The 23,750-nt window shown below is 66.0% G+C and carries 23 protein-coding genes; 17 read left to right on the forward strand and 6 right to left on the reverse strand.

Annotated elements, in window-relative coordinates; genetic code table 11:
- Positions 1–94: 94 nt before the first annotated feature.
- A complete protein-coding gene (locus ACQY4Y_RS25235) occupies positions 95–1,237 on the reverse strand; it encodes a glycosyltransferase family 4 protein (protein WP_428493308.1) in 1,143 nt (380 codons plus the stop codon).
- A 78-nt stretch (positions 1,238–1,315) separates the two neighbouring features.
- On the opposite strand from ACQY4Y_RS25235, the gene ACQY4Y_RS25240 reads away from it, so the two are divergent.
- The 3 genes from ACQY4Y_RS25240 to ACQY4Y_RS25250 are packed head-to-tail and all read left to right on the forward strand — an operon-like array spanning position 1,316 to position 2,699.
- Entirely contained in the window at positions 1,316–1,612 is a 297-nt protein-coding gene (locus ACQY4Y_RS25240; RefSeq protein WP_428493309.1) for a type II toxin-antitoxin system CcdA family antitoxin, read from the forward strand.
- Complete coding sequence (locus tag ACQY4Y_RS25245; protein WP_428493310.1) at positions 1,581–1,907, forward strand: CcdB family protein; 327 nt, start codon at positions 1,581–1,583, stop codon at positions 1,905–1,907. The genes ACQY4Y_RS25240 and ACQY4Y_RS25245 overlap by 32 nt, the downstream gene beginning before the upstream one ends.
- 33 nt (positions 1,908–1,940) lie before the next feature.
- Positions 1,941–2,699 carry an alpha/beta hydrolase gene (locus ACQY4Y_RS25250; RefSeq protein WP_428493311.1) on the forward strand — a complete coding sequence of 253 codons (759 nt, stop codon included), beginning with the start codon at positions 1,941–1,943 and terminating at the stop codon, positions 2,697–2,699.
- Here ACQY4Y_RS25250 and ACQY4Y_RS25255 read toward each other — a convergent pair.
- From ACQY4Y_RS25255 to ACQY4Y_RS25270, 4 genes are read right to left on the reverse strand one after another with little or no spacing between them, the layout of a single operon-like run.
- Positions 2,655–3,500: an SDR family oxidoreductase gene (locus ACQY4Y_RS25255; protein ID WP_428493312.1), complete on the reverse strand. Its 846-nt coding sequence runs from the start codon at positions 3,498–3,500 to the stop codon at positions 2,655–2,657. The two genes, ACQY4Y_RS25250 and ACQY4Y_RS25255, sit on opposite strands and share 45 nt — an antisense overlap.
- The gene (locus ACQY4Y_RS25260; protein ID WP_428493313.1) at positions 3,497–4,246 is read right to left on the reverse strand and encodes an ABC transporter permease; all 750 of its coding nucleotides are present in this window, start codon (positions 4,244–4,246) and stop codon (positions 3,497–3,499) included. Before ACQY4Y_RS25260 ends, ACQY4Y_RS25255 begins: the two co-directional genes overlap by 4 nt.
- Positions 4,247–4,288: 42 nt before the next feature.
- Complete coding sequence (locus ACQY4Y_RS25265) at positions 4,289–5,023, reverse strand: ABC transporter ATP-binding protein (RefSeq protein ID WP_428493314.1); 735 nt, start codon at positions 5,021–5,023, stop codon at positions 4,289–4,291.
- Between the two features lie 7 nt (positions 5,024–5,030).
- Positions 5,031–6,032 (reverse strand): ABC transporter substrate-binding protein, encoded by a 1,002-nt coding sequence (locus ACQY4Y_RS25270; protein WP_428493315.1) that lies wholly within the window; start codon positions 6,030–6,032, stop codon positions 5,031–5,033.
- A gap of 60 nt (positions 6,033–6,092) precedes the next feature.
- Between ACQY4Y_RS25270 and ACQY4Y_RS25275 the strand changes: the two genes are divergently transcribed.
- Together ACQY4Y_RS25275 and ACQY4Y_RS25280 are read left to right on the forward strand one after the other, a co-directional pair.
- Positions 6,093–6,824: an SDR family NAD(P)-dependent oxidoreductase gene (locus ACQY4Y_RS25275; protein ID WP_428493316.1), complete on the forward strand. Its 732-nt coding sequence runs from the start codon at positions 6,093–6,095 to the stop codon at positions 6,822–6,824.
- Positions 6,821–7,510: an SDR family NAD(P)-dependent oxidoreductase gene (locus ACQY4Y_RS25280; RefSeq protein ID WP_428493317.1), complete on the forward strand. Its 690-nt coding sequence runs from the start codon at positions 6,821–6,823 to the stop codon at positions 7,508–7,510. The genes ACQY4Y_RS25275 and ACQY4Y_RS25280 overlap by 4 nt, the downstream gene beginning before the upstream one ends.
- A 323-nt stretch (positions 7,511–7,833) precedes the next feature.
- On the opposite strand, the gene ACQY4Y_RS25285 is transcribed toward ACQY4Y_RS25280, so the two are convergent.
- The gene (locus ACQY4Y_RS25285) at positions 7,834–8,664 is read right to left on the reverse strand and encodes an SDR family NAD(P)-dependent oxidoreductase (protein WP_428493318.1); all 831 of its coding nucleotides are present in this window, start codon (positions 8,662–8,664) and stop codon (positions 7,834–7,836) included.
- 150 nt (positions 8,665–8,814) lie between these two features.
- Between ACQY4Y_RS25285 and ACQY4Y_RS25290 the strand changes: the two genes are divergently transcribed.
- The 12 genes from ACQY4Y_RS25290 to ACQY4Y_RS25345 all read left to right on the forward strand — a co-directional run bounded on the left by ACQY4Y_RS25290 (position 8,815) and on the right by ACQY4Y_RS25345 (position 23,648).
- Complete coding sequence (locus ACQY4Y_RS25290; RefSeq protein ID WP_428493319.1) at positions 8,815–9,768, forward strand: peptidyl-alpha-hydroxyglycine alpha-amidating lyase family protein; 954 nt, start codon at positions 8,815–8,817, stop codon at positions 9,766–9,768.
- Between the two features lie 63 nt (positions 9,769–9,831).
- The gene (locus ACQY4Y_RS25295; RefSeq protein ID WP_428493320.1) at positions 9,832–11,478 is read left to right on the forward strand and encodes a flavin-containing monooxygenase; all 1,647 of its coding nucleotides are present in this window, start codon (positions 9,832–9,834) and stop codon (positions 11,476–11,478) included.
- Between the two features lie 15 nt (positions 11,479–11,493).
- A complete protein-coding gene (locus tag ACQY4Y_RS25300; RefSeq protein ID WP_428493321.1) occupies positions 11,494–12,294 on the forward strand; it encodes an SDR family NAD(P)-dependent oxidoreductase in 801 nt (266 codons plus the stop codon).
- Between the two features lie 80 nt (positions 12,295–12,374).
- Entirely contained in the window at positions 12,375–13,988 is a 1,614-nt protein-coding gene (locus tag ACQY4Y_RS25305) for an AMP-binding protein (RefSeq protein WP_428493322.1), read from the forward strand.
- On the forward strand, positions 13,985–15,712 hold the full coding sequence (poxB, locus tag ACQY4Y_RS25310) for a ubiquinone-dependent pyruvate dehydrogenase (protein WP_428493323.1): 1,728 nt from the start codon (positions 13,985–13,987) through the stop codon (positions 15,710–15,712). Before ACQY4Y_RS25305 ends, poxB begins: the two co-directional genes overlap by 4 nt.
- Before the next feature lie 79 nt (positions 15,713–15,791).
- Positions 15,792–16,181 (forward strand): Hsp20/alpha crystallin family protein, encoded by a 390-nt coding sequence (locus tag ACQY4Y_RS25315; RefSeq protein ID WP_428493324.1) that lies wholly within the window; start codon positions 15,792–15,794, stop codon positions 16,179–16,181.
- Positions 16,181–18,586: an endopeptidase La gene (gene lon / locus ACQY4Y_RS25320; protein ID WP_428493325.1), complete on the forward strand. Its 2,406-nt coding sequence runs from the start codon at positions 16,181–16,183 to the stop codon at positions 18,584–18,586. Before ACQY4Y_RS25315 ends, lon begins: the two co-directional genes overlap by 1 nt.
- A 123-nt stretch (positions 18,587–18,709) precedes the next feature.
- The gene (locus ACQY4Y_RS25325; RefSeq protein WP_428493326.1) at positions 18,710–19,015 is read left to right on the forward strand and encodes a hypothetical protein; all 306 of its coding nucleotides are present in this window, start codon (positions 18,710–18,712) and stop codon (positions 19,013–19,015) included.
- Positions 19,016–19,273: 258 nt separating this feature from the next.
- Positions 19,274–20,770 carry an aldehyde dehydrogenase family protein gene (locus ACQY4Y_RS25330; RefSeq protein WP_428493327.1) on the forward strand — a complete coding sequence of 499 codons (1,497 nt, stop codon included), beginning with the start codon at positions 19,274–19,276 and terminating at the stop codon, positions 20,768–20,770.
- A gap of 72 nt (positions 20,771–20,842) precedes the next feature.
- Entirely contained in the window at positions 20,843–21,259 is a 417-nt protein-coding gene (locus ACQY4Y_RS25335) for a cupin domain-containing protein (protein ID WP_428493328.1), read from the forward strand.
- Between the two features lie 66 nt (positions 21,260–21,325).
- Positions 21,326–22,168 (forward strand): LLM class F420-dependent oxidoreductase, encoded by an 843-nt coding sequence (locus tag ACQY4Y_RS25340; protein ID WP_428493329.1) that lies wholly within the window; start codon positions 21,326–21,328, stop codon positions 22,166–22,168.
- A 109-nt stretch (positions 22,169–22,277) separates the two neighbouring features.
- Positions 22,278–23,648 (forward strand): FAD-containing oxidoreductase, encoded by a 1,371-nt coding sequence (locus tag ACQY4Y_RS25345; protein WP_428493330.1) that lies wholly within the window; start codon positions 22,278–22,280, stop codon positions 23,646–23,648.
- Positions 23,649–23,750: the final 102 nt, after the last annotated feature.

Below are 23,750 nucleotides of genomic sequence, written 5' to 3' on the forward strand. Positions count from 1 at the left end.
ACTTTTGGTGGCATCACCAAAAGCGTGAATCGCCCTCGTGAACAATCGCAGAGCAATATCGGATGAACCGGACCCGATATTGCTCTGACGCGCATCACCGAACCTGCGCCAGCACCGCGCGGTAAACCTCCAGCGTCGCATCCTGCATCGCCCGCACCGTCGGCACCGAGGCCCTGGCCCGCGCCCCCAGTGCCGCACGCTCCGCCGGGTCCATATCCAGCGCGACACCAATCGCCCGGGCCAGCGCAACCGGGTCGTTCGGCGCCACCCGCCATCCGGTCTCGCCCGGCCGCACCGTCTCCACCGGGCCACCCAGGTCGGCGGCGATCACCGACCGCCCCATCGCCTGCGCCTCGATCACCACCCGGCCGAACGCCTCGGCCTGGGTCGAGGCATGCACCACCACGTCCGACAACGCCAGCGCCGCCGGCATGTCTTCGCACGGCCCCACCAGCCGCACCCGCTCACCGATCCCCAGCCGCACCGCCTGACGCCGCAGTCCCTCGGCGTAGCGATGACGCCCCTGGTGCGACCCGACCAGCACGCACATAACCTCCGGCCGCCCCAGCCGAGCGATCGCATCCAGCAGCACCGCATGTCCCTTCCACGCGGTCAGCCGTCCGGGCAGCACAACGGTGCGAACACCCTGCGGCAGTCGCCATTGCGCCGCCAGTTTGGCGATCCGGCCGGCGGAAACCGCCGCCGGATCGAACACCGCGGGATCGACGCCGCGGGGAATCACCCGAATCCGAGCCGGATCGACGCCATGCCGGCTGGCCACCAGGTCGGCAATGAACCGGCTCGCGACGATGACGATGCATCCGCGCGCCATCACGCTGTTGTAGCGCCGCTTGAACGGCAGCGCCTCGCTATAGGTGCCGTGATAGGTGGTGACCAGCGGCACCCCGGTGCGCTGGCCGGCCAGCCACGCCGACCACCCCGGCGCCCGCGACCGTGCATGGATCAGCGACACCGTTCGTTCGCGGACCAATGCCTCCAGCGCCCGGCCATTGTGCCAGATGCCGAGCGGCGATTTCGTGTTCAGTGGCAACGTGACGTGAATGCCGCCGGCCCGCTCGATCTGGCTCACCAACTGGCCCCCCGCGCTGGCCACCAGCGCCGTGCCGCCGGCTTCGGCCACCGCCTGGGCAATCTCCACCGTGCTCCGCTCCACCCCGCCGGTGACCAGCGACGGAAGCACCTGCAACACCACCGCGGACGCGGGCAAGGATGACATCGGCGCAGGCTATCATGCTTGCCAAAGCCCGAAAGCACGGGTAATTTCACCCTTGTATGTTGACACGGAAATGTCGCCATGTGGACCACGCTCTACGATCACAACGCCAAGCGCCGCACCGTCAGTGTCACCTTGAATGCCGACTTGGTCGCCCGATCGGCAGCCCACGGCATCAACATTTCCCGAGTCGCCGAGGCCGCCTTGGTCGCCGCGTTCGAGCAGGCCGAGAAAGCCAAGATTCGGGAGGAAATTCGCGAAGCCTCACGATTCGTCGAAGAAATCGTCGCCAAGTATGGCCACCCGTTCCCCGAATCCCGGGCGATGTTCATGCCGGACGAGGAGGATGCGATCGAACCGAGCGACGATGCAGCATGACCTGTTTGTCAACCCAAGCCGCAAGGAGCGACAAGGCTTCCCCTTCCTCGTCGACCTGCAGGCCCGCGCGGTCGAGAGCCAATATCGGATCGTCGCCCCACTGACGCCGGTTCCGCCACGAAGCCTGACCACCAGATTAGTGCCGATCGTGGAGCACAACGGCCAGCATTACGCCGTTTTGTTCAATTTGATCACCAACCTCTCCACCCGCCTGCTGCGCCATCCGGTCGGCTCCATCGCCCACTACCGTGACGACCTCACCCGAGCCCTGGATTGGCTGTTCTTTGGCATCTGACTGCAAAATTCCAGCCCAAATGACCCAACCCAAATGACCCAGCCCACCGGCCACCTCGACCGCGGCAACGGCACCAAACTCGCCTGGGCGCATCATCCGGGCCGCGAACCCACCGTCGTGTTCCTGCCCGGCTTCCGCTCCGACATGACCGGCGACAAGGCAACCGCGCTGGCCGCGTTCTGCGCCGATCGAGGCCACGCCATGTTGCGCTTCGACTATTCCGGCCACGGCGCCAGCAGCGGCGATTTCCTGGCCGGCACGATCGGTGCCTGGAGCGCCGACGCGCTGGCCGTGATCGATGCGCTGACCACCGGCCAACTGATCCTGGTCGGTTCCTCGATGGGCGGCTGGATCGCGCTGCTTGCCGCCATCGCCAGACCCGACCGTGTCGCCGCGTTGGTTGGCATCGCCGCCGCTCCGGACTTCACCCAACGCCTGATGTGGGACGCGATGACGCCGGCGGAGCAGGCGACGCTGCGGCGCGACGGCGTGCTATACGTGCCCAGCCAGTATGGCGATCCGACCCCGATCACTCACGCGCTGATCCAGGACGGCGCCAACCATCTGCTGCTAAGCCGCCGCATCCCGATCCGCTGCCCGCTGCGGCTGCTGCACGGCCAAGCGGATCCTGACGTGCCATGGGACCTGGCGCTGCAAATCGCCGAACAGGCGGAATCCCAGGACGTCCGCGTCAGCCTGGTGAAAGACGGCGACCACCGCCTGTCTCGCCCGGCCGATCTGGCGCTGCTACGCCAGACCATCGCCGCGCTGCTCGACCAAAGTAGCCCGTAAACCCTCCCGATAGCTCGGATACAGCCACTCGATCCCCAGCGCGGCCTTGGTCTTGGCGCTGGCAATCTTGCGGTTTTCCGACCAGAAACTGAGCGCCATCGCGCTCATCGCCGGCCGCGCCGTCTCGAACGCCACCTCCGGGGGCGCCTCCACCCCCAGCAGAGCGGCGGCCTCGGTCACCACCGCCGCGCTTTCCGCCGGTTCGTCATCGGCCAGGTTCAGCACCCGCCCGCCGCCCACGCGGTCCTGCCGCATCGCCGCCACCACGGCGCGCGTGATATCGTCACGATGGATCCGACCGAACTTGTGGCCCGGCTTGATCATCCGCCGACCCCGACCCGCAAGCAGGTCGTCAAACGCCGATCGTCCCGGCCCATAAATCCCAGCCAGGCGAAAAATATCCACCGCGCACCGATCGGCGAAACCGGTCCATGCCGCCTCGGCATCCAGCCGGCGCTGCCCGCGCGCCTGCGACGGGGCAGCGGGAGTATCCTCATCCACCCAGCCGCCATCCCGGTCGCCGTAAACCGCGGTGCTGGACAAATAGCCGATCCAGCGCAGCGCCGGTGCCGAGGCGATCGCGCCCGCATAGCGCGCCAGCACCGGATCGCCGGACGCATCCGGCGCGGCGGTGCTCAGCAGATGCGTCGCCGACCGGATCGCGGGCTCCGCTGCGTCGAATGCAATCGCCCCGTCCGCGCCGTCGCGGCGTGTGCCGCTGACCGAAATGCCCTGCGCCCGCGCTGACGCCCCGATCGCCAACCCGCAATACCCCAGGCCGAAGATCAGCAGCCGGTTCATGCCATGCCCCGCCGCCGCAACACGAAGCCGCCGACCGCTCCCAGGCCGAAATTCAATATGATGCCGGCCAGCGCCAGCAGAACCAAGGCGGCGAACATCCTGGGCATCTCCAAGCGAAAACTCGCCTCCAGGATAAGATAGGCCAGCCCCGATGCGAACCCACCGGACCCGGCGACCAGTTCCGCCACCACCGCCCCCACCAGCGCCAGCCCGCCCGAGATTCTGAGGCCCGACAAAAAATACGGCAGCGCCGCCGGCAGCCTCAACAGCGCCATGGTCCGCCAGCGGCTAGCGCCATATAGCCGGAACAGGTCGTTCAGCTCCGGTTCGGCAGAGGCCAGCCCGGCGACGGTGTTGGCGAACAACGGGAAGAACGCCACGATCGTGGCGCACACCACCAGCGCAACGAACGGCTCTCCCACCCAGATGATGATCAGTGGCGCGATCGCCGGCAGCGGCGTGACCTGCAGCGCCACCGCCCAGGGCCCGATCGCCGCCTGAGCCAGCCGGCTGGCCGACATCGCCACCGCCATCGCCGCCCCCAGCACCGCCGCCACCGCTAGCGCCGCGAACGTCACCAGCAAGGTCGAGGCCAGCGCGCGCAGCAATCCCAGCGGATCGGCACCGAACGCGCCTGCGATCGCGATCGGACCGGGCAATTGATACACCGGCACGCCGCCGATCCGCACCGCCGCCTGCCACAGCACCAGCGCCCCCAGCCCGAACAGTGCCGGCGCATACCTCATCGCCCCAACCTCATCTCCCGCAACCCTCATCTCCCGCAAACTTCATCTCAGGGCCGCCTCCAGGCCGTGCCCGATCTCGGCGACCAACGCGGCATAAGCCGGATCGAGCCGGGTCTCCGGCCCTGGGGTCAGCTCCGATTGGATCTCGCGGTCGATGCGTCCGGGCCGCGACGTCATCAGAAAAATCCGCCGCGCCAGGAACGCCGCCTCGTAGATCGAGTGCGTTACGAACACCACCGTGCACCCCGCATCCCGCCACACCTCCAGCAGATCGGCCTGCAACCGGTGCCGAGTGAACTCGTCCAGCGCCGCGAACGGCTCGTCCATCAGCAGCAGACGCGGCCGCGTCACCAGCGCGCGTGCGATCGAGACCCGCATCCGCATCCCGCCCGACAATTCGCGCGGCCTGGCATGCTCGAAGCCGCCTAGCCCGACGCGCGCCAGCGCCGCCCGCACCGCTGCCGCTGCCGCTGCTCGCGAAAGCCCACGCAGCCGCAGCGGCAGGAACACGTTGTCCTCCGCGCTCGCCCAGGGCAGCAGCGTGGCGTCCTGGAATACGTAGCCGATATCGCCCGGCGCCGGCGCCTCGCCATCCCACTCCAGCCGGCCGTCGTCGGGTTGGTCCAGCCCCGCGATCAGCCGCAGCAGGGTCGATTTGCCGCAGCCCGATGGCCCCAGCAGGGCGACGAAGTCCGATTCCGACAGCCGCAGCGAGGTGTCGCGCAACGCTTCCGTGCCACCTGGAAACCGCCGCCCGACATGGCTGACGCTCAGCAACGCGGGCTCAATGCTTCAGATCCATCCCGACCTTATGATTAATGAACTGCAACGTGTAAGCCTTGCTGACATCCAGCCCCTTCGGATAAACCCCCGCCGCCACCGTGGACTGATAGAACTCCGCCCATCTCTGGTCAGTCATCGCGCCGATCCCGGACTGCAGCGCATCCCCCGAATCCAGGATGCCGTGCGCTTTCAGCGTACTGATCCCATAGGCGATCAGCGCGTCGTTCATCTCCGGATTGGCCTGCTTGATCAGCGCGTTGCCCGGCGCCGGATCGCCATACAGATAGGAATACCAGCCCTCGATCGAGGCATCGACGAACCGCTTCACCAGGTCCGGTTGCTGCTGGATCTTCTTGTCAGACGTGGCGATCATGCTGGCATAACCCTTGAAGCCGGCGTCGGCGATCAGCAGCACCACCGGATCGAAATGCGCCGCTTGCTTGATCGAGAACGGTTCCGATCCAAGGTAGCCCTGCTGGATTGCCTTCTTGTTTGTCAGGAACGGCGCCAGGTTGAAGGTGTAGGGCCGGATCTGGCTGTCGCTGTAGCCGAATTTCGCCTTCAGGAAGGTCCACCAGCCGACGCGGGTATCGGCGCTGATCATGATCGGCTTGCCCTTTAGCGCCGGAAAACTGTCGTTCCCCTGACCGGGATGGGCGATCAGCACCGAGGGATCCTTCTGGAACATGCCCGCCACCGCGCGGAACGGGATATTCTCCTTGGCGAAGTTCAACGCCAGGAACGAATTCGACGAGATGTCGAAATCCAGCCGCCCGGCCAGAAGCAACTGCGTGTGGTTGACCTGCGGGCCGCCCTGCTGGATCGTCACGTCCAGCCCATGCTTGGCATAGATCCCGGTGGCGACGGCCTGATAATACCCGCCATATTCCGCCTCCGCCTTCCAATCCAGACCAAAGATGACCTTGTCGTTGGCGTGGGCGACGCCCGAGACGAACGACCCGGAGACGAACAACAAAGACAGGATCGCGACCATCCGACGCATCGGGGGGACTCCTTTCCGGTAATTCGCGGCGACAATGGCACCGATCCACCGCGAGGCAAGATGGGTGCGCAACTGAGTTTCGGACTGGCCGGCCGGCGGGCCATCGTCACCGGCCATCGCGGCGGCATTGGTGGCGCCATTTCCGACGTCCTGACGCGTGACGGCGCCGAGGTGATCGGCCTCGACCTGCCCGATTTCGACCTCGCCGACACCGCCACGCTGGAACATCGCCTGGCCGCGCTGACTCGGGACCGCCCGATCGACATCCTGATCAATAACGCTGGCGTAACGGTACTCGGCAGCGTCGCCGAAACCCCGCCGGCTGAGGTCGAGCGGGTGTTCCGCATCAACTTCCTCGCCGCCTATACGCTGATGCGCGCGGTGCTGCCGGACATGGCCGAGCGCCGCCGAGGTGCCATCGTCAACATCGCATCCGACCAGGCGCTGATCGGCAAGCAGGTCAGCGCCGCCTACGGCGCATCGAAAGCCGCCATCGCCCAACTGTCGCGTTCGGCGGCGCTGGATTGGGCCCGCTTCGGCATCCGGATAAATTGTATCGCTCCCGGTTCGACGCAGACGGCGATGCTGGACACTGTGATCGGCGATCTGGCGGCCCGGTACCCCGACCGCTTCGGGGTCTCCTCCACCGAGGCCTACAAATCCGGCGTCCCGCTCGGCCGCTTCGCCGACCCGGCGGAAATCGCCGCCGCGGTCGCCTTCCTGGCATCGGACGCCGCATCGTTCATCACCGGCGTTGTGCTGCCGGTCGATGGCGGCGGCACCGCGCAATGACGCTTGCCGTCGTCACCGGCGGCACGTGCGGCATCGGCCGAGCGGTCGCTGACCGCCTGGCGCAGGCCGGGGGCGAAGTGCTGGTGCTGGCGCGAAACCCGGCGCCATCGCCGCACCGTTTTATCGCCTGCGACGTCGCCGACCCGGCCGCCGTGCGCGCGGCGTTTGCCCAGCTAACCCGGATCGATACGTTGGTGAACTGTGCCGGCACCGCCGGGGCCAACCCGCTTGATGGCGACGATACGCTATGGCACGCCATCATCGACTCCAACCTGCACGGCACCTACCACTGCTGCAAGGCGGCGCTGCCGTTGCTGCCCGACGACGCCGGCCGGATTGTCAACATCGCCTCGGTGCTAGGCCTGCGCGGCGTGCCCGACCAGACCGCCTATTGCGCCGCCAAGCACGCCGTGGTCGGCTTCACCCGAGCGCTGGCGCTGGCGCTGGCACCGCGCGGCATCACCGTCAACGCGCTGTGTCCCGGCTGGGTCGATACCGCGATGGCTGAGCAACGATACGCCGAATTGGGCATCACCGCCGAACAGGCCGCCGCCGCGGTGCCTACGCAGCGTATCGCCACGCCCGCGGAAGTTGCCGATGCAACGATCTGGCTGCTGCGGCCGGAATCCCGAGGCATCACCGGCCACGCCCTGCCGATCGACGGCGGCGCCCTCGCGCTGCCCTGAAGTGCGCGCCGTCACGCGCGCAACGCCACACCCGACCCGCGCCGCTGCTTCAATTCCTGCGCATCCTGGCAAACGCCCCCGAACCGCCAAAGCTTGTTATTCCACGCCTCTGGCCCATCGGTTGCTTCTGATCCGCCTTGCCGGCTTCGCAAGCTGCCCAAACCTCCCGACACATCCGATACCGAGCCTCGCTTCGTCGGGGTGGCCGGTGTCAAGCCTCGCGCAGCGACCGCCGAAGGCGGCTTGGGCTTGACACCGGCCGCCCCGACGCAAGCACAATCAACCAATGGATGGGACAACATCCTAGGAAACGACTCTGGTGCTCAGTGCGCCCGTTTTGGACCAACCAGCGTGGCACCCCCGTCCACCACCACAATCTGGCCGGTAATGTAACGAGCTTGCCCCGACAGCAGAAACCGCACCGCTGCCCCGATATCCCAACCCGTGCCCTCCAGCCCCAGCACCGAGGCTTGTCGGCGCGTGTCGCGCGCCTGATCCGTCATGCCGGAGCCATACACCATCGGCGTATAAACCGGTCCCGGCGCAACGCAGTTCGCCCGGATGCCCTGCGGCCCATGATCCACCGCGATCGCCTTGGTCAGCGCGATCACCGCGCCCTTGGAAACGCTATAGGCCGTCAGGCCGCGCGGCCGCAGCGCCGAGATCGACGAAACGTTGACGATCGACCCGCCGCCGGCGGTGCGGATCATCGCCGGAATCGCGTGCTTGCAGGTCAGGAACATGCTGTCCACATTCACCTGCATCACCCGCGCCCAGTTCGCCTCGGATTCCTCCACTACGCTACCCTTACTGCCGATGCCCACGTTATTGTCCAGGCAATCGAGCCGCCCCCAGCGCGACACCGCATCCTGGACCATCGCGGCACATTGATCTGACGAAGTGACGTCATAGCCGCCCGCCGCCGCTTCCCCGCCCTCCTCGGCGATCATCGCCACCGTGCGTTCGGCCAGCGCCACGTCGCGATCGACCACCAGCACCCTGGCTCCGCCGCGCGCCAGCAGCATCGCCGCCGCGCGGCCGTTGCCGATCCCGTCCCCCTGCGCCCCGCCACCGGTGACGATCGCCACCTTTCCCGCCAGGCCCCATTCCTCGTTCGGCGTCATCGCATCGTTCTCCGATCCGGCGTCCCTCATGTCGGCGAAACCGGAACGGGATGTCACCACGGCCGCGGCCCGGTTGGCAAACCCAGCGGCGCCGCAGACCTGCCGACGCTGCCTGTCCCTGGCACGGGCGCTGATCCCATGACAAGCTTCCCCCCGGACCAATCAACAGGGGAAACCAAAATGACCACCATGGGCAGCGGCGATTTCACCTACGAACCGGTCGACGACTGGGCCAAACTTCCCCCCGGCTGGTTGTTCAAGGAAATCGGCGGCATCGGCGTCGATAGCCGCGACAACGTCTACGTCTTCAACCGCGGCGAACACCCGATGATCGTGTTCGACCGCGACGGCAACTTCCTGCGCTCGTGGGGCGAGGGCATCTTCCCCCGCGCCCACGGCGTCTTCGTCGCGCCCGACGAAACCCTGTGGCTCACCGACGACGCCGACCACACCGTCCGCCAGTGCACCACCGAAGGCAAGATCCTGCTCACCCTCGGCACGCCGGGAAAACCCGCCCCTTACATGAGCGGCGATCCATTCCACCGCTGCACCCACACCGCGATGTCGCCGCAAGGCGATCTCTACGTCTCCGACGGCTACGGCAACGCCCGCGTCCACAAATACGCTCCCGACGGGCGCCTGCTGATGTCCTGGGGCAGTTCCGGCACAAATCCCGGCGAGTTCAACATCGCCCACAACATCACCTGCGACGCCGACGGCTGGGTCTACGTCGCCGACCGCGAGAACCACCGCGTCCAGGTATTCGACGCCGACGGTAAATACGAGACCCAGTGGAACAACCTGCACCGCCCATGCGGATTGTTCATGCCGGCAGGGAAATGTCCGATCTGCTACATCGGCGAACTCGGCCCGGTGCAGCGCGTGAACCGTGACGCTCCGAACCTCGGTCCTCGCGTGACCATCACCGACCACACCGGCAAACACCTGGCCAGGCTGGGCGGCATCCGTGCCGGCCTGGGCCCGGACCAATTCTTGGCGCCGCATGGCCTATCCGTGGACAGCCGAGGCGATATCTATGTCGGCGAGGTGTCCTGGACCCAATGGCCACAACTGTTCCCGAACCAACCCATGCCCGACGATCTGCAGTCGTTACGGAAATTCCGCAAACTCTGACTCCCTGATGCGCAAGCTCGATCGGATCGACGACGGCTACCGGCACTGACGAAAGTCCTCACCATGTCAGAAGCAATGCAAGAAACCCGCACCGCCTCCGCGCCGCCCCCGGCGCACTACGACGTGATCGTGGTCGGCGGCGGTCTCGGCGGTCTCTACGCGCTGCACCGACTGCGCGCGCTGGGCCTCACCGTGCGGCTATTCGAGGCCGGCTCCGGCGTCGGCGGAACCTGGTTCTGGAACCGCTATCCCGGCGCCCGTTGCGACGTCGAAAGCATGGAGTACTCCTATTCGTTCTCAAACGACCTGCAGCAGCAATGGGTCTGGCCCGAACGTTACGGTACCCAGCCCGAGATCCTGCGCTACATCAACCACGTCGCCGACCGCTTCGACCTTCGCCGCGACATCCAGCTCAACACCCGCGTGACCTCGGCGCTGTTCGACCCGGATGTGCGCCGCTGGACGCTGAAGACCGAACCGGGCGACGTCGTCAGCGCACGATTCTGCGTCATGGCAAGCGGCAATCTGTCGACCCCGCGCGTGCCCGACTTCAAGGGCCTCGCCGGCTTCCGCGGCCGATGCTACCACAGCGGCCTCTGGCCACATGAAGGAGTGGATTTCTCCAGCCAGCGTGTCGCGGTCATCGGCACCGGATCCTCCGGCGTGCAGATGATCCCCCTGATCGCCGCGCAGGCGGACCGCCTGACCGTGTTCCAGCGCACCGCGAACTTCAGCCTGCCGGCACGCAACGCACCGCTCGATCCGGAAAGGGAACGCCGACACAAGGAACACTACCCCGCGCGCCGGCGTGCCGCCCTGGAAACGCCGTTCGGCATCGCCGGTCACCCGGCACCGACCCAATCGGCACGGCAGGTAACCGAGCAAGAGCGCCAGCGTGCCTACGAGGCGAAATGGGCCGAAGGCGGCAGCATCAGCTTTCTCTATTCCTACACTGACCTGCTGGTGGACCAGGCATCGAACGACACGGCCGCGGAGTTCGTCCGCCAGAAAATCCGCGGCATCGTCCACAGTCCAGCGATCGCCGAAATCCTGGCACCGAAGGACCATCCGATCGGCACCAAGCGGCTGTGCCTCGACACCAACTACTATGAAACTTACAATCGCAACAACGTCTCGCTCGTGGACGTCAAGCACGACCCGATCGTCGAGATCACCGCAAGCGGCCTGCGAACCGCCAGCACCGAACACGGTCCGTTCGATGCAATCGTGTTTGCCACAGGGTTCGATGCGATGACCGGCGCATTGCGCGAAATCGACATTCGAGTCCAGGACGGCGGCACTTTGGCCGACGAATGGCAGGCCGGCCCGCGCACCTATCTGGGGCTGATGATGGCCGGATTTCCCAACATGTTCGTGGTGACCGGTCCGGGCAGCCCATCGGTGAAGACACAGATGATCCTGGCGATCGAGCAGCACACCGATTGGATCGCCGATTGCCTGGTCCATATGCGCGAGCAAGGCTTCACTAAAATCGAAGCCGCTCGCCCGGCCCAGGACGCATGGGTCCAGCACGTCAACGAGGTCGCCGACAGCACGCTCTATCCGTTGGCAAATTCCTGGTATGTCGGCGCGAACATTCCCGGCAAGCCCAGGGTATTCATGCCCTATGTCGGCGGCTTCGCCGGCTACAATCAGAAATGCGACGCGGTAGCCAACAACGGCTACGAAGGTTTCGTGATGACGACGTAGCAGGGAGAAGACAACGTGCAAAAGGGTGAACGGATCAAAGGTAAAGTAACGATCGTCACCGGCGCCGCCTCCGGCATCGGTGCCGAGACCGCTCGGGTATTCGCCAGCCAGGGTGCCTCGGTCGTGCTGTGCGACGTGCAGGACGACATGGGCCAATCGGTTGCGAATGAAATCACCGACGCCGGAGGCACGGCACAGTACCAGCGGCTGGATGTCTGCTCCGAATCCGAATGGACGGCACTGGCCGAAGCTGTCGAAGGCAAATTCGGCCAGATAAATGTATTGGCGAACATCGCCGGCATCTCGGGTCGACCCGCGGGCATGACCGTTCAGGTCGGCAACATCGCCGGTACCGCGCTGGTGGACCAGACCCTGGAAGGCTGGAACCGGATCATGGAAGTCAACGCGACCGGCGTGTTCCTGGGCACGCGCGGCGTGATTGCCGCGATGCAGCGGGCCGGCGGCGGGTCGGTGATCAATATTTCCTCGATCTGCGGCATCGTCGGGTCGTTCGCCAATGCCGCCTATCACGCGTCGAAGGGCGCGGTTCGCATCTTCTCCAAGTCGGTGGCGATTCAATACGCGAAGGATCAGATCCGGGTAAATTCCATCCACCCCGGATTCGTCGACACCCCCATGGCGCGGCCCGGCCTGCTGGGCAACGAAAGCGGCCAGGCACGCATGGCCGCCACCCCGCTTGGCCGCTTTGGCAAGCCGGTCGATATCGCGATGGGCTGCCTCTATCTGGCGTCGGACGAAGCGTCCTGGGTCACCGGCAGCGAACTCGTAATCGACGGCGGCATGACGGCAAACTGACGCGCCACAGCCTGTGCCATCCGTTTGTCCGATCGTGCGTCGGGCCGCGGAATGGCTCGCAGCCAGGGAAACGTCGAGTCATGCACGGGCTCAATCAGGATTTGCCGCTGCTGCTTTCCACCGTCCTGGAACACGGCGCCACGACGTTCGGCGCCGTGAAGGTGATTGGCCGTTACGGTAACGATTGCATCGACTTCGACTATGCCCAGCTGGCGCTGCGGGCACGGCGACTGGCGGCTGCGTTGCAGCATCTGGGATTCGGGTCCGACCACATGGTCGGCTCGCTGGCGTGGAACACCCACCGGCACCTGGAGTTGCTGTATGCCGCGACCGGGATCGGCGCCGTGCTGCACACCGCCAATCCACGACTGCCACCGGCGCAGATCGCCTATGCGATCAATTTCGCTGGCTATCACACGCTGTTCATCGACGCCGATACGCTGGCGTTGGCCGAACAGTTGGCGCCGCAACTTCAGACCGTGCGGCGCTATGTGATGATGGCACCGCCCGGCGCCGTGCCCCACAGCACGCTGCCAGAGCTATTGTTCCATGAAGACCTGCTGGCGGACGGCGACCCCGGCTTCACTTGGCCACTACTGGACGAACGCGCGGCGTGCCTGCTGTGCTTCACCTCCGGCACAACCGGGGCGCCGAAGGGGGCGCTCTACAGCCATCACGGCACGGTGCTGAACGCATTATCCGCCGGCGGCGGCAATGCCTGGGCACTCAGCGCCGATGACGCGATCATCGCCATCCCCGGTTTCTTTCACTGCAACGGCTGGGCGGTGCCATTCTTCGGCCCGATGTACGGCGCCAGCCTGGTGCTGCCCGGACGGCGCGCCGACAGCGCCTTCCTGCACCGCCTGATCCTCGACCACGGCGTCACCGTGGCCCCCGGTGTGCCGACCATCTTCCTCGACCTGCTGCGACACTGCCGGGAAACCGGGGCCGGGCTGGGACGGCTGAACCGGCTGTTCTCCGGCGGCGCCGCACCGCCGCTGGCGATGATGGAAGCCTACCTGCGCGATCACAGTGTGCGCACCATCCACGGGTGGGGCATGACCGAAACGACCAGCGCCGCTACCATGTCCTTCGCGCTACGCGACCTGCCGCCGGATCAGGCCCTGACGGCGATGCGCACCCAAGGCAAGCCGGTGTTCGGCGCCGAAATCCGCATCGCCGATGACGACGGCAATCCGCTGCCTCGCGACGGCGTCACCCCCGGGCACCTGCAGGCGCGCGGCCATTGGACCGCCGCCGGCTACTTCCGCCGCCCGGAGATCGAGGCGATGACCCCGGACGGCTGGCTGCGGACCGGCGATGTCGCCAAGATCGACGCCGACAACACGCTTCACATCGTCGACCGCAGCAAGGACGTCATCAAGTCCGGTGGCGAGTGGATCAGCAGCCAGGCCCTGGAAGAAGCCGCGTCCGCCCACCCCGCGGTTCGCGAGGCAGCAGTCATCGCGATGCCGCATTGGCGCTGGCAAGAGCGCCCGCTGCTGATCGTCGTCGTAACGGCGCCGGTGACCAGGCAGGACCTGCTGGTTCACCTGGCGCACATGGTGCCGAAATGGTGGCTTCCGGATGCGGTGGCGTTCGTTGACGAATTGCCGCATGGTCCGACCGGAAAAATCGCCAAGCAGGAGTTGCGGCAGTGGCAGACCGACGGTCGCCTGGGGCTCGATCCATGAATGTCGCCGAACTCGTCGTCGACACGCTTCGGAACGCCGGCATCGAGCGTATCTACGGCGTGCCGGGCGACAGTCTGAACGGCATCACCGAGGCATTGCGCGTCCGCGATGCCATCCAGTGGGTCCACGTCCGCCACGAGGAAACCGCCGCCTTTGCCGCGGCCGGTGAGGCGCATCTGACCGGCAGGCTGGCGGTCTGCGCCGGGTCCTGTGGGCCGGGCAACACCCACCTGATCAACGGCCTCTACGATGCCAACCGCTCCAGGGTGCCGGTGCTCGCCATCGCCGCCCAGATCCCCAGCGGCGAGATCGGTTCAGGCTATTTTCAGGAAACCCACCCCGAACGGGTGTTCCAGGAATGCAGCCTGTACTGCGAACTGGTTTCGTCGCCGAACCAGCTTCCCCGGACCCTGGAATGCGCGATCCGCGCCGCGGTCGGGCAGCGTGGCGTCGCCGTCGTCGTCATCCCCGGCGACGTGGCATTGCTGGCAGCCGAGAACGTCGATCGCATGGCCGCAACCCGAGCCCTGCTACCCGCGCCTCCGCTGGTGCGCCCGCACGACGACGACCTGGATGCGCTGGCACACCTGCTGAATGAATCGCGCAAGGTCACGCTGCTCTGCGGCCGCGGCTGCGCTGGTGCCCACGACTCGCTTATGCGGCTGGCCGAACGGCTGAAATCGCCCATTGTCCACGCCCTCGGCGGCAAGGAGGCGGTGGAGTGGGACAACCCGTTCGACGTCGGCATGACCGGCCTGATCGGCTTTGCCTCCGGCTACCGGGCAATGCTCAGATGCGACACCCTGCTGATGCTCGGAACCGATTTCCCCTACCGGCAGTTCTACCCCACAGACGCGCGCATCGCGCAAGTGGATCTGCGGCCGGAAAACCTCGGCCGGCGCTGCAAGATCGAACTTGGTCTTGTTGGCGACGTGAACGAAACGATCACGGCGCTGTTGCCCAGACTGACCGAACGTACCGAACGCACGCATCTCGACGACAGCATCGCCCACTACAAGAAAGCGCGAACCGGCCTCGACGACCTCGCCGTGGGCACGCCGGGCCGCAAGCCGATCCATCCGCAGTACCTGACCAGGACCCTCGACAGGCTGGCCGCCGCCGACGCCGTTTTTACCTGCGACGTCGGCACGCCGACAGTATGGGCGGCCCGCTACGTGGCGATGAACGGCCGGCGCCGGCTGATCGGATCCTTCGTCCACGGCTCGATGGCGAACGCCTTGCCGCACGCGATCGGCGCGCAGGCGGCGTTCCCCGGCCGACAGGTGATCTCGCTGTCCGGCGATGGCGGGTTCGCCATGCTGATGGGCGATTTCCTGACGCTGCAGCAGGCCGACCTGCCGGTCAAAGTCGTTCTCTATAACAATTCCACCCTCGGCTTCGTGCAGATGGAGATGCAGGCCGCCGGCCAACTCGACTGGGGCGTCAACTTGGTCAATCCCGACTTCGCCGCCATGGCCCGCGCCGCCGGCGTCCATGCCATTCGTGTCGAAGACCCGAAAGACCTGGAAATAGCCATCACCGACTTCCTCCACCACCCCGGCGCCGCACTGCTCGACGTCGTCACCGCGACCCAGGAACTGACCATCCCGCCGCACATCAAGGCAGCCGAGGTGAAGGGCTTCGGCCTTTTCACCCTCAGGGCTATCATGGACGGGCGCGGGTCCCAACTGCTGGACCTGGCCCGCACCAATCTGCTGCGCTGACAACGCGCTGGCGCGATCGCTGGAACACTGGCCCCCGCCAACTAAATCCGACCAGAGCTCTACTCTTAGGGAAACTCCCATGGCGCGAACGGCAACAGAATTGATGTGGATCGATGCCCTCGCGGTCGTTGCCCGCGCGGACCGTCTGCACCGAGACTTCTTCCACCCCGCATCGCTCGGATGGGAGCCGCCGGTCGACCTGCTGGAAACCGCCGGCGAACTCACCATGATCGTCGCACTGCCCGGCGTAGGCGCCGCCGACGTCGACCTGGTGATCGGCGGCGGCGAAATCGCGGTCACCGGCATTCGCCGCCTGCCCGCCGTGCACGGGCCGGCCCGCATCCATCGCATGGAGCTGCCGCACGGGCGCTTCGAGCGTCGTCTGGCGTTGCCCCCCGGCACCTACGAGCTGGTCCGCCGCGACCTCGTCGATGGCTGCCTGACCATCGTCCTGCGGAGGCTGACCTGATGGGCACCACATTACCCGACCAGGCCACGACAGCACCGGACAACACGTTGATCCTCATTCCCAGCGCCACCGTGCTGTTCCCCGGCGTTCTGATGCCGCTGGCACCGGTTCACTCACAGACGATCGCCGCGCTGCAGGCAGCGGCGCGGGACGGCGCATCTGTCGCCGTCGCGCTGCAGCGCGATCCGGCGCAGGAAGTCCCCGACCTGGCCGACCTCCACCCGATCGGCACGGAAGCGCGCCTGCTGCGCTACGTCACCGCCCGCGACGGCACCCATCACGCCATCGTTCAGGGCGTCGGCCGGATCCGTCTCCTGACCCGCACCGACGGCCCGTCGTATCCCAGCGTCACCGTGGAGCGCATCGCCGAACCGACAACCGACGGCACTGAAATCGCGGCACGCGTCCACCAACTGCGCGAACGCGCGCTGGAAACCCTCAGCCTGATCGAGCAGGCCCCGGCCGAATTGGTCGCCGCCGTGCAGAACCTTGAACAACCGGGGATGCTCGCCGACCTGGTGACAAGCCTGCTGGACCTCACCCAAGCCGAGAAACAGGCCATCCTGGAAACCGTGGACCTGCGCGAACGGCTCGACAGCGTGCTGTGGCGACTCGCCTACCGGCTCGAGGTGCTGCGCCTGTCCTCTGACATCGGCAACCGCACCCGCCAGTCCATGGAAGGCCGCCAGCGCGAGTTCATGCTGCGCGAACAGCTCAAGCAGATCCAAAAGGAACTGGGCGAGGACGACGGCTCCTCGCCGGAACTCGCCGACCTCAAGCGCGCGCTGGACCAGGCCGGCCTGCCCGAGGAAGTCGACCGCCAGGCCAGGCGTGAACTGCGCCGGCTGGAGCGGATGCCCGATGGCGGCCCCGAATCCGGCATGGTCCGCACCTATCTGGAATGGCTCTCCGAGCTGCCGTGGAAACTGGGCGAGGAAAAGCCGATCGACATCGCCGAGGCACGTCAGGTGCTCGACCAGGATCATTACGCGCTAGAAAAAATCAAGCGACGTATCCTGGAATTCCTCGCGGTGCGCAAGCTGAACCCGGAAGGACGCGGGCCGATCCTGTGCTTCGTCGGACCACCCGGCGTCGGCAAGACCTCGCTCGGGCAATCCATCGCCCGCGCCACCGGCCGCCCGTTCATACGCGTCAGCCTGGGCGGCGTGCACGACGAAAGCGAAATCCGCGGTCACCGCCGCACCTATATCGGCTCGCTGCCCGGCAACATCATCCAGGCGATCCGCCGAACCGGGTCGCGCGCCTGCGTCATGATGCTGGACGAAATCGACAAGCTGGGCGCCGGCGGCTTCCAGGGTGACCCATCCTCGGCCCTGCTGGAAGTGCTGGACCCGGAGCAGAACAACAGCTTCCGCGACGCCTATCTCGGCGTGCCGTTCGACCTCAGCCGCGCGCTGTTCATCGCCACCGCCAACCAGATGGATACCGTGCCAGCACCGTTGCGAGACCGCATGGAAGTCGTCTCCCTGTCCGGCTACACCGAGGACGAAAAGCTCGCCATCGCTCGGCGTTACCTGGTGCCGAGGCAACTCCGGCACAACGGGCTGTCGCAACAGCAGGTCGCATTCACCGACCCGGCGCTGTCGGCGATCATCAGCGGCTACACGCGTGAAGCCGGCGTGCGCAGCCTCGAACGCGAGATCGGCGCGGTGCTACGCAACGTCGCCGCCCGCTTCGCCGAAGGTCGTGCCGACGCTGTGCGCATCGCCCCCGATGACCTGGCACCCATCCTCGGCGCCGGCCGCTTCGACCCCGAGGTGGCGGATCGCGTCGCCATGCCCGGAATCGCCACCGGCCTGGCCTGGACGCCGGTCGGCGGCGACATCCTGTTCATCGAAAGCACCCGCATGCCCGGCAGCGGCAAGCTCATCCTCACCGGCCAGCTCGGCGACGTGATGAAGGAGAGCGCGCAGGCGGCGCTCAGCCTGCTGAAGTCGCGCGCCACCGACCTCGGGATCGATCCGCCGCTGTTCGAGCGCAGCGATATCCACGTCCACGTCCCAGCCGGAGCGATCCCCAAGGATGGCCCCTCGGCCGGGGTGGCAATGTTCGTCTCGCTCGCCTCGTTGATGCTGGGCCGCGCGGTCAACCCGGCGATCGCGATGACCGGCGAAATCAGCCTGCGCGGCGTGGTGCTGCCGGTCGGCGGCATCCGCGAGAAGGTCGTGGCCGCCGCCCGGGCCGGCATCACCACGGTGATGCTGCCGGCCCGCAATCGCCGCGATTGGGACGATATCCCGCCCAGCGCGCGCGACAAGCTGCGCTTCGTATGGCTGGAAACCGTCGGCGACGCGCTCGCCGCGACCCTGGCGTCGGACGATCAGGCCCCCGGCGGAACGATCCGGCGCTCCGACGCCGAAAGCGTGTCCGCAACCGCGCGATGATCGCGTTCGGACGGTGCCCCACTCGCGGACGAACCCGTTTGCAAGCGCCGTCGAAGGGCAGGTTGTTGAACCGCGAAAAGATCGCCACAGTGCCTGCAGCAGCATGACCGGGAGGCTACGGCCATGACGTCTTTCAAGACCCATCAGCAGGAAGACGAGGGATACCTCGCCGCAGCCAACGGACAGAAGATTTCAGACAATCCTTACCCACCCGGCACGATTCGTCACGCCGAATGGCGAGCCGGCTGGAATCACAAACAAGCCGAGCTGCGGGGTCTGGACAACGAAGGCTACTGCGCGGCGCTGGAACGAGGACTGGACGAAAACCCCTATCCGCGTGGCACCATTCGCTATGAAGATTGGCGACGCGGATGGCTGGCCAGACATGATGCCACGCGCCGCCGCGCCAGGCTGCCTGACCAAAGCTGAATCTTACCGAGGACCTTGAATACACTGTCGGGTCGCGGCGCCTGCTCAGGCGATACCCGCTCAGTAATCGGATAGCAGCCGAACACGTGCTTGCTGCCGGCAAAAATAATGCGCTCCACGCCGGCCATCCGCGCCTGGTCAAAGCATGCTGACCGGACCGCTGTAAAATGCGGATCCGGCGCCCCCTGGACTCGCCCCCCTGGACTCCGGGACAACCGCCGCGCTATGCATGAATGGACATAGCGTCGGGAGGACAACATGGACATTTCTACCTCAATCGGCCGCCTGAGCCAGTCAGGGCGCGATTTCATCGCTCGTCGCCACAAGCTGCTGATCGACGGACAATGGGTTGATGCCAAATCCGGCAAGACATTCGCGGTGTTCGATCCGTCCAACGGCCAGCAGATCGCCCAAGTCGCCGAAGGCGGCGCTCAGGATGTGGACGCTGCCGTCGCCGCGGCCAGACGGGCTTTCGAAGCCGGCCCCTGGCCGAAAATGAGCCCTGTCGAGCGAGGCAAGATGGTCTGGCGCCTGGGTGACGTCCTGGAAGCGAATGCTGACCAGTTGGCCGAACTGGAGGCACTCGATAACGGCAAACCGGTCACTGATGCCCGCGCCATCGATATCCCGTTCGGCTGCGAACTATTGCGCTACATGGGTGGCTGGTCCACGAAAATCACCGGCCAAAGCATTCCGATCTCGGCTCCGGGCGACTGGCACGCCTATTCGATCCGCGAACCCGTCGGCGTCGTCGGACAGATCGTGCCCTGGAATTTCCCGCTGCTGATGGCGGTGTGGAAAATCGCCCCTGCCCTGGCCGCCGGCTGCACCATCGTGCTGAAGCCGGCGGAGCAGACACCACTGACCGCGATCCGCCTGGGTGAGCTGATTCAGCAGGCTGGTTTTCCACCAGGTGTGGTGAACATCATCACTGGCGACGGGTCGGCCGGCGCGGCGATCGCCGCGCATCCGGATGTGGACAAAGTGGCCTTCACCGGCAGCACCGAGGTCGGCAGGCTGATCGTACAGGCCGCCGCCGGAAACTTGAAGAAAGTGTCGCTTGAACTCGGCGGCAAATCGCCGGCCATCGTGTTTCCCGATGCCGATCTCAGCGTCGCAATCCCGGGCACGGCGTCAGGCATTTTCTTCAACATGGGACAATGCTGCACCGCCGGCTCGCGGCTCTTCGTGCATGAACGCATCTTCGACAAGATGATGACCGGCCTGTCCGACGAAGCGGCCAAACTCAAGATTGGCCCAGGCCTCGATCCGGAAACGCGCATCGGTCCGCTGGTCTCCGATGAACAGTTCCAGCGCGTGACCGGCTACCTGGAGAGCGGACGTCAGCAAGGTGCCGAAGTCGTGACCGGCGGCAAGCGTCACGGCAATGAAGGTTACTTTGTAGAACCGACTGTGCTTGCCAAGACCAACCCGACGATGAAAGTCGTCCAGGAAGAAATCTTCGGCCCCGTGGTCTGCGCCATGCCCTACAACGACGACGACCTGGAACGCATCGCCAAGCAGGCAAACCAGACCGAGTATGGTCTCGCGGCCTCGATCTGGACCCGCGACATCGGCATCGCGCACAAGCTGGCGAAGAAGCTGAAGGCCGGCTCCGTCTGGATCAACGTGCACAACTTCAATGACGTCGCATTGCCGTTTGGCGGCTTCAAGCAATCCGGATGGGGCCGCGAGATGGGCTATGAGGCGATTGAACTATACACCGAAACCAAGGGAGTGGCGGCGCTGCTTTAAATATTCCAACGCTCGGGCTCACACTTGGCGCGAACGCCGCGAAATCGGCGCCCAGAACAACAGGAGGCGACAATGAACGTCCGATCAGCCGCGTCGCGCCAGGCACGCATCGCTCCAGCCGCGAACTTCACCGGTGCGGTATTCCAGGACCCGCTGGCGAGGGCCGAAGGCCCGTCAAAGACCAACGCCACCACCGTGACCTTCGTGCCAGGCGCCCGCACCGTCTGGCACACGCACGACATGCGCCAGGTCCTCGTGGTCACCACCGGTCTCGGGCTGCTTCAGGTCAGAGGCGAGTCGGCACAGGCGTTGCGCCCCGGCGACGTCGCCACCGTTCCGCCCGGCATCGATCATTGGCATGGCGCGGCCATGAATTCGTTGTTCGGGCATATCTCGTTGTTGGAAAGCACCCCGGAAGGAACCACCTGGGGCCAGTCCGTCACCGAAGACGATTACGCCAAGGCCAATACCGACATCGGGTCTTCTTAGGCCCCCACCCCTGGCACCCGCCAACCGCTCGGCCTACCCTACAAGGGTGAACTGAAGGAGACGGCCATGTTGTTCGGTGGCGCAATGTTTTTCACCGACTATTCGATGTCAGCCATGGAACTCGCACGCGCCCTGGAAGAGCGCGGCTTCGAATCGGTCTGGGCACCCGAACACTCCCACATCCCGCTGTCACGCAAGACCCCGTTTCCCGGCGGCGGCGACCTGCCCAAGCAATACTACGGTGCTATGGACCCGTTCGTCGTGCTGGCGGCAGCGAGCCAGGTGACAACAAAGATCAAGTTGGGCACCGGCGTCCTGCTGGTGCAGCAGCGCGACCCGATCCAGACCGCCAAGCTCGTGGCCTCGATCGACCAGACCAGCCAGGGACGCTTCCTGTTCGGCGTCGGCGGCGGCTGGAACCAGGACGAAATGGAAAACCACGGCACCAAGTTCGCCACGCGGTTCAAGCGCATGCGTGAAACCATCGAGGCCATGAAGGAAATCTGGACCAAGGAACATGCCGAATATCACGGCGAGCTGGTCGACTTCGATGCGATCATCGCCCGTCCCAAACCGGTGACCCAGCCCCACCCGCCGATCCATGTCGGGGGCGCATTCCCGCAAGGTGCCCGCCGGGCAATCCGTTACGGCGACGGGTGGATCCCGACGGCCCGAGGAGATCTCAGCGTCGAACTGCCGAAGTTCCGCCAGATGGCCCAGGAAGCCGGCCGCGATCCCAATTCACTGCAGGTCAGCTCGTTCGGCCTCGGCGACGACGCCGATGCGGTCAAGCGCCTCGCCGATCTGGGCGTCGCACGCGTCGTCCCGATGTTCCCACCGGCAAAGGCCGACAAGGTCCTACCGCTGATCGACCGCTGGACCAAGATCATGCAGCACGTCAACCGATAGCATCCGATCCGCGGCCCGCCGGCCGGAACCTTCGATCGCCCGAACAGTTGAGTGCTTCAGTTCCCTGCAAGGAGAAGCTGATGCACTCCGCCGCCCCCATTCTCGCGCCATGACCCGGCGTTTCGACGCCATCGTCATCGGCACCGGCCAGGCCGGCCCGTCCCTCGCCGCGCGGCTCACCGCCGCCGGCAAGACGGTCGCCGTCATCGAGCGCCATTTGGTCGGAGGCACCTGCGTCAATACCGGCTGCATGCCGACCAAGACCCTTGTCGCCAGCGCCTACGCCGCGCACCTCGCCCGCCGCGGGTCGAATTTCGGCATCGTCACGGGCGACGTCAGGATCGACATGGCACGGGTTCACGCGCGCTCGCAAAAGGTCTCTACCGATGCCCGCGACGGCAACCAGTCCTGGTTGCAGTCGATGCAGCACTGCACCCTGCTGTTCGGCCACGCTCGGTTGGAGTCCGCGCGAACCGTCCGCGTCAACGAAGAATTACTCGAGGCTGAGCAAATCTTCCTCAATGTCGGCGCCCGCGTTCTGGTCCCCAACATGCCCGGCATCAAAGACGTGCCCTACTTCACCAACAGTTCGCTGCTCGCGACCGATGCGCTGCCCGATCACCTCGTGATCATCGGCGGCAGCTACATCGGCCTGGAATTCGCCCAGATCTATCGCCGCTTCGGCTCCAAGGTGACCGTCATCGAGAAAGGCCCACGCCTGATCGGACGCGAGGACCCCGAGGTCTCCGACGCCATCCACGCCTTCCTGCAGGCCGAAGCAATCACCGTTCGCACCAACGCCGATTGCATCCACCTGGCGCCGCACCAACAAGGCGTCGCGGTCGGCATCGACTGCTCCCAGGGTGACCCCACGGTAATCGGCAGCCACCTATTGCTGGCGGTCGGCCGGCGCCCGAACACCGACGACCTGGGCCTGGACAAGGCGGGTGTCGATACCGACACCCGTGGCTACATCCGTGTCAACGACCGGCTGGAAACCACCGCCGCCGGAATCTGGGCGCTCGGCGACTGCAACGGCCAGGGCGCCTTCACTCACACTTCATATAACGACTACGAAATAGTTGCCGACAATCTGCTCAACGCCGCTAACCGCAAGCTGACCGACCGCATCCCCTGCTACGCACTCTACACCGACCCGCCGCTGGGGCGCGTCGGCAAGACCGAGACCGAAGCCCGCGCCGCCGGACACCACGTCCGCATCGCCCACCGGCCGATGACCCGGGTCGGCCGCGCTGTCGAAAAAGACGAAACCATCGGTTTCATGAAACTCGTCGTCGACGCCGACACCGACGCAATCCTCGGCGGCGCGTTCTTGGGCACCAGCGGCGACGAGGCCATCCACACCGTGCTGGACATCATGCAAACCGGCGGAAACGCCACCACGCTGGCGCACACCATGCACATCCACCCGACCGTCTGCGAACTGGTGCCCACGCTGGCTGGCGAGCTCAAACCCTGACCACCTTGCAATAGCGCCACGCACCGCCATCTCGACGCCGCAGTGGGCATCGCTCAAGAAACCGCCGGACGCCCCTACACCGCAAAAAACTTCCCCGGGTCA

Origin of the sequence: Rhodopila sp. (assembly GCF_965277165.1) — a bacterium.
GTDB lineage: Bacteria > Pseudomonadota > Alphaproteobacteria > Acetobacterales > Acetobacteraceae > Rhodopila.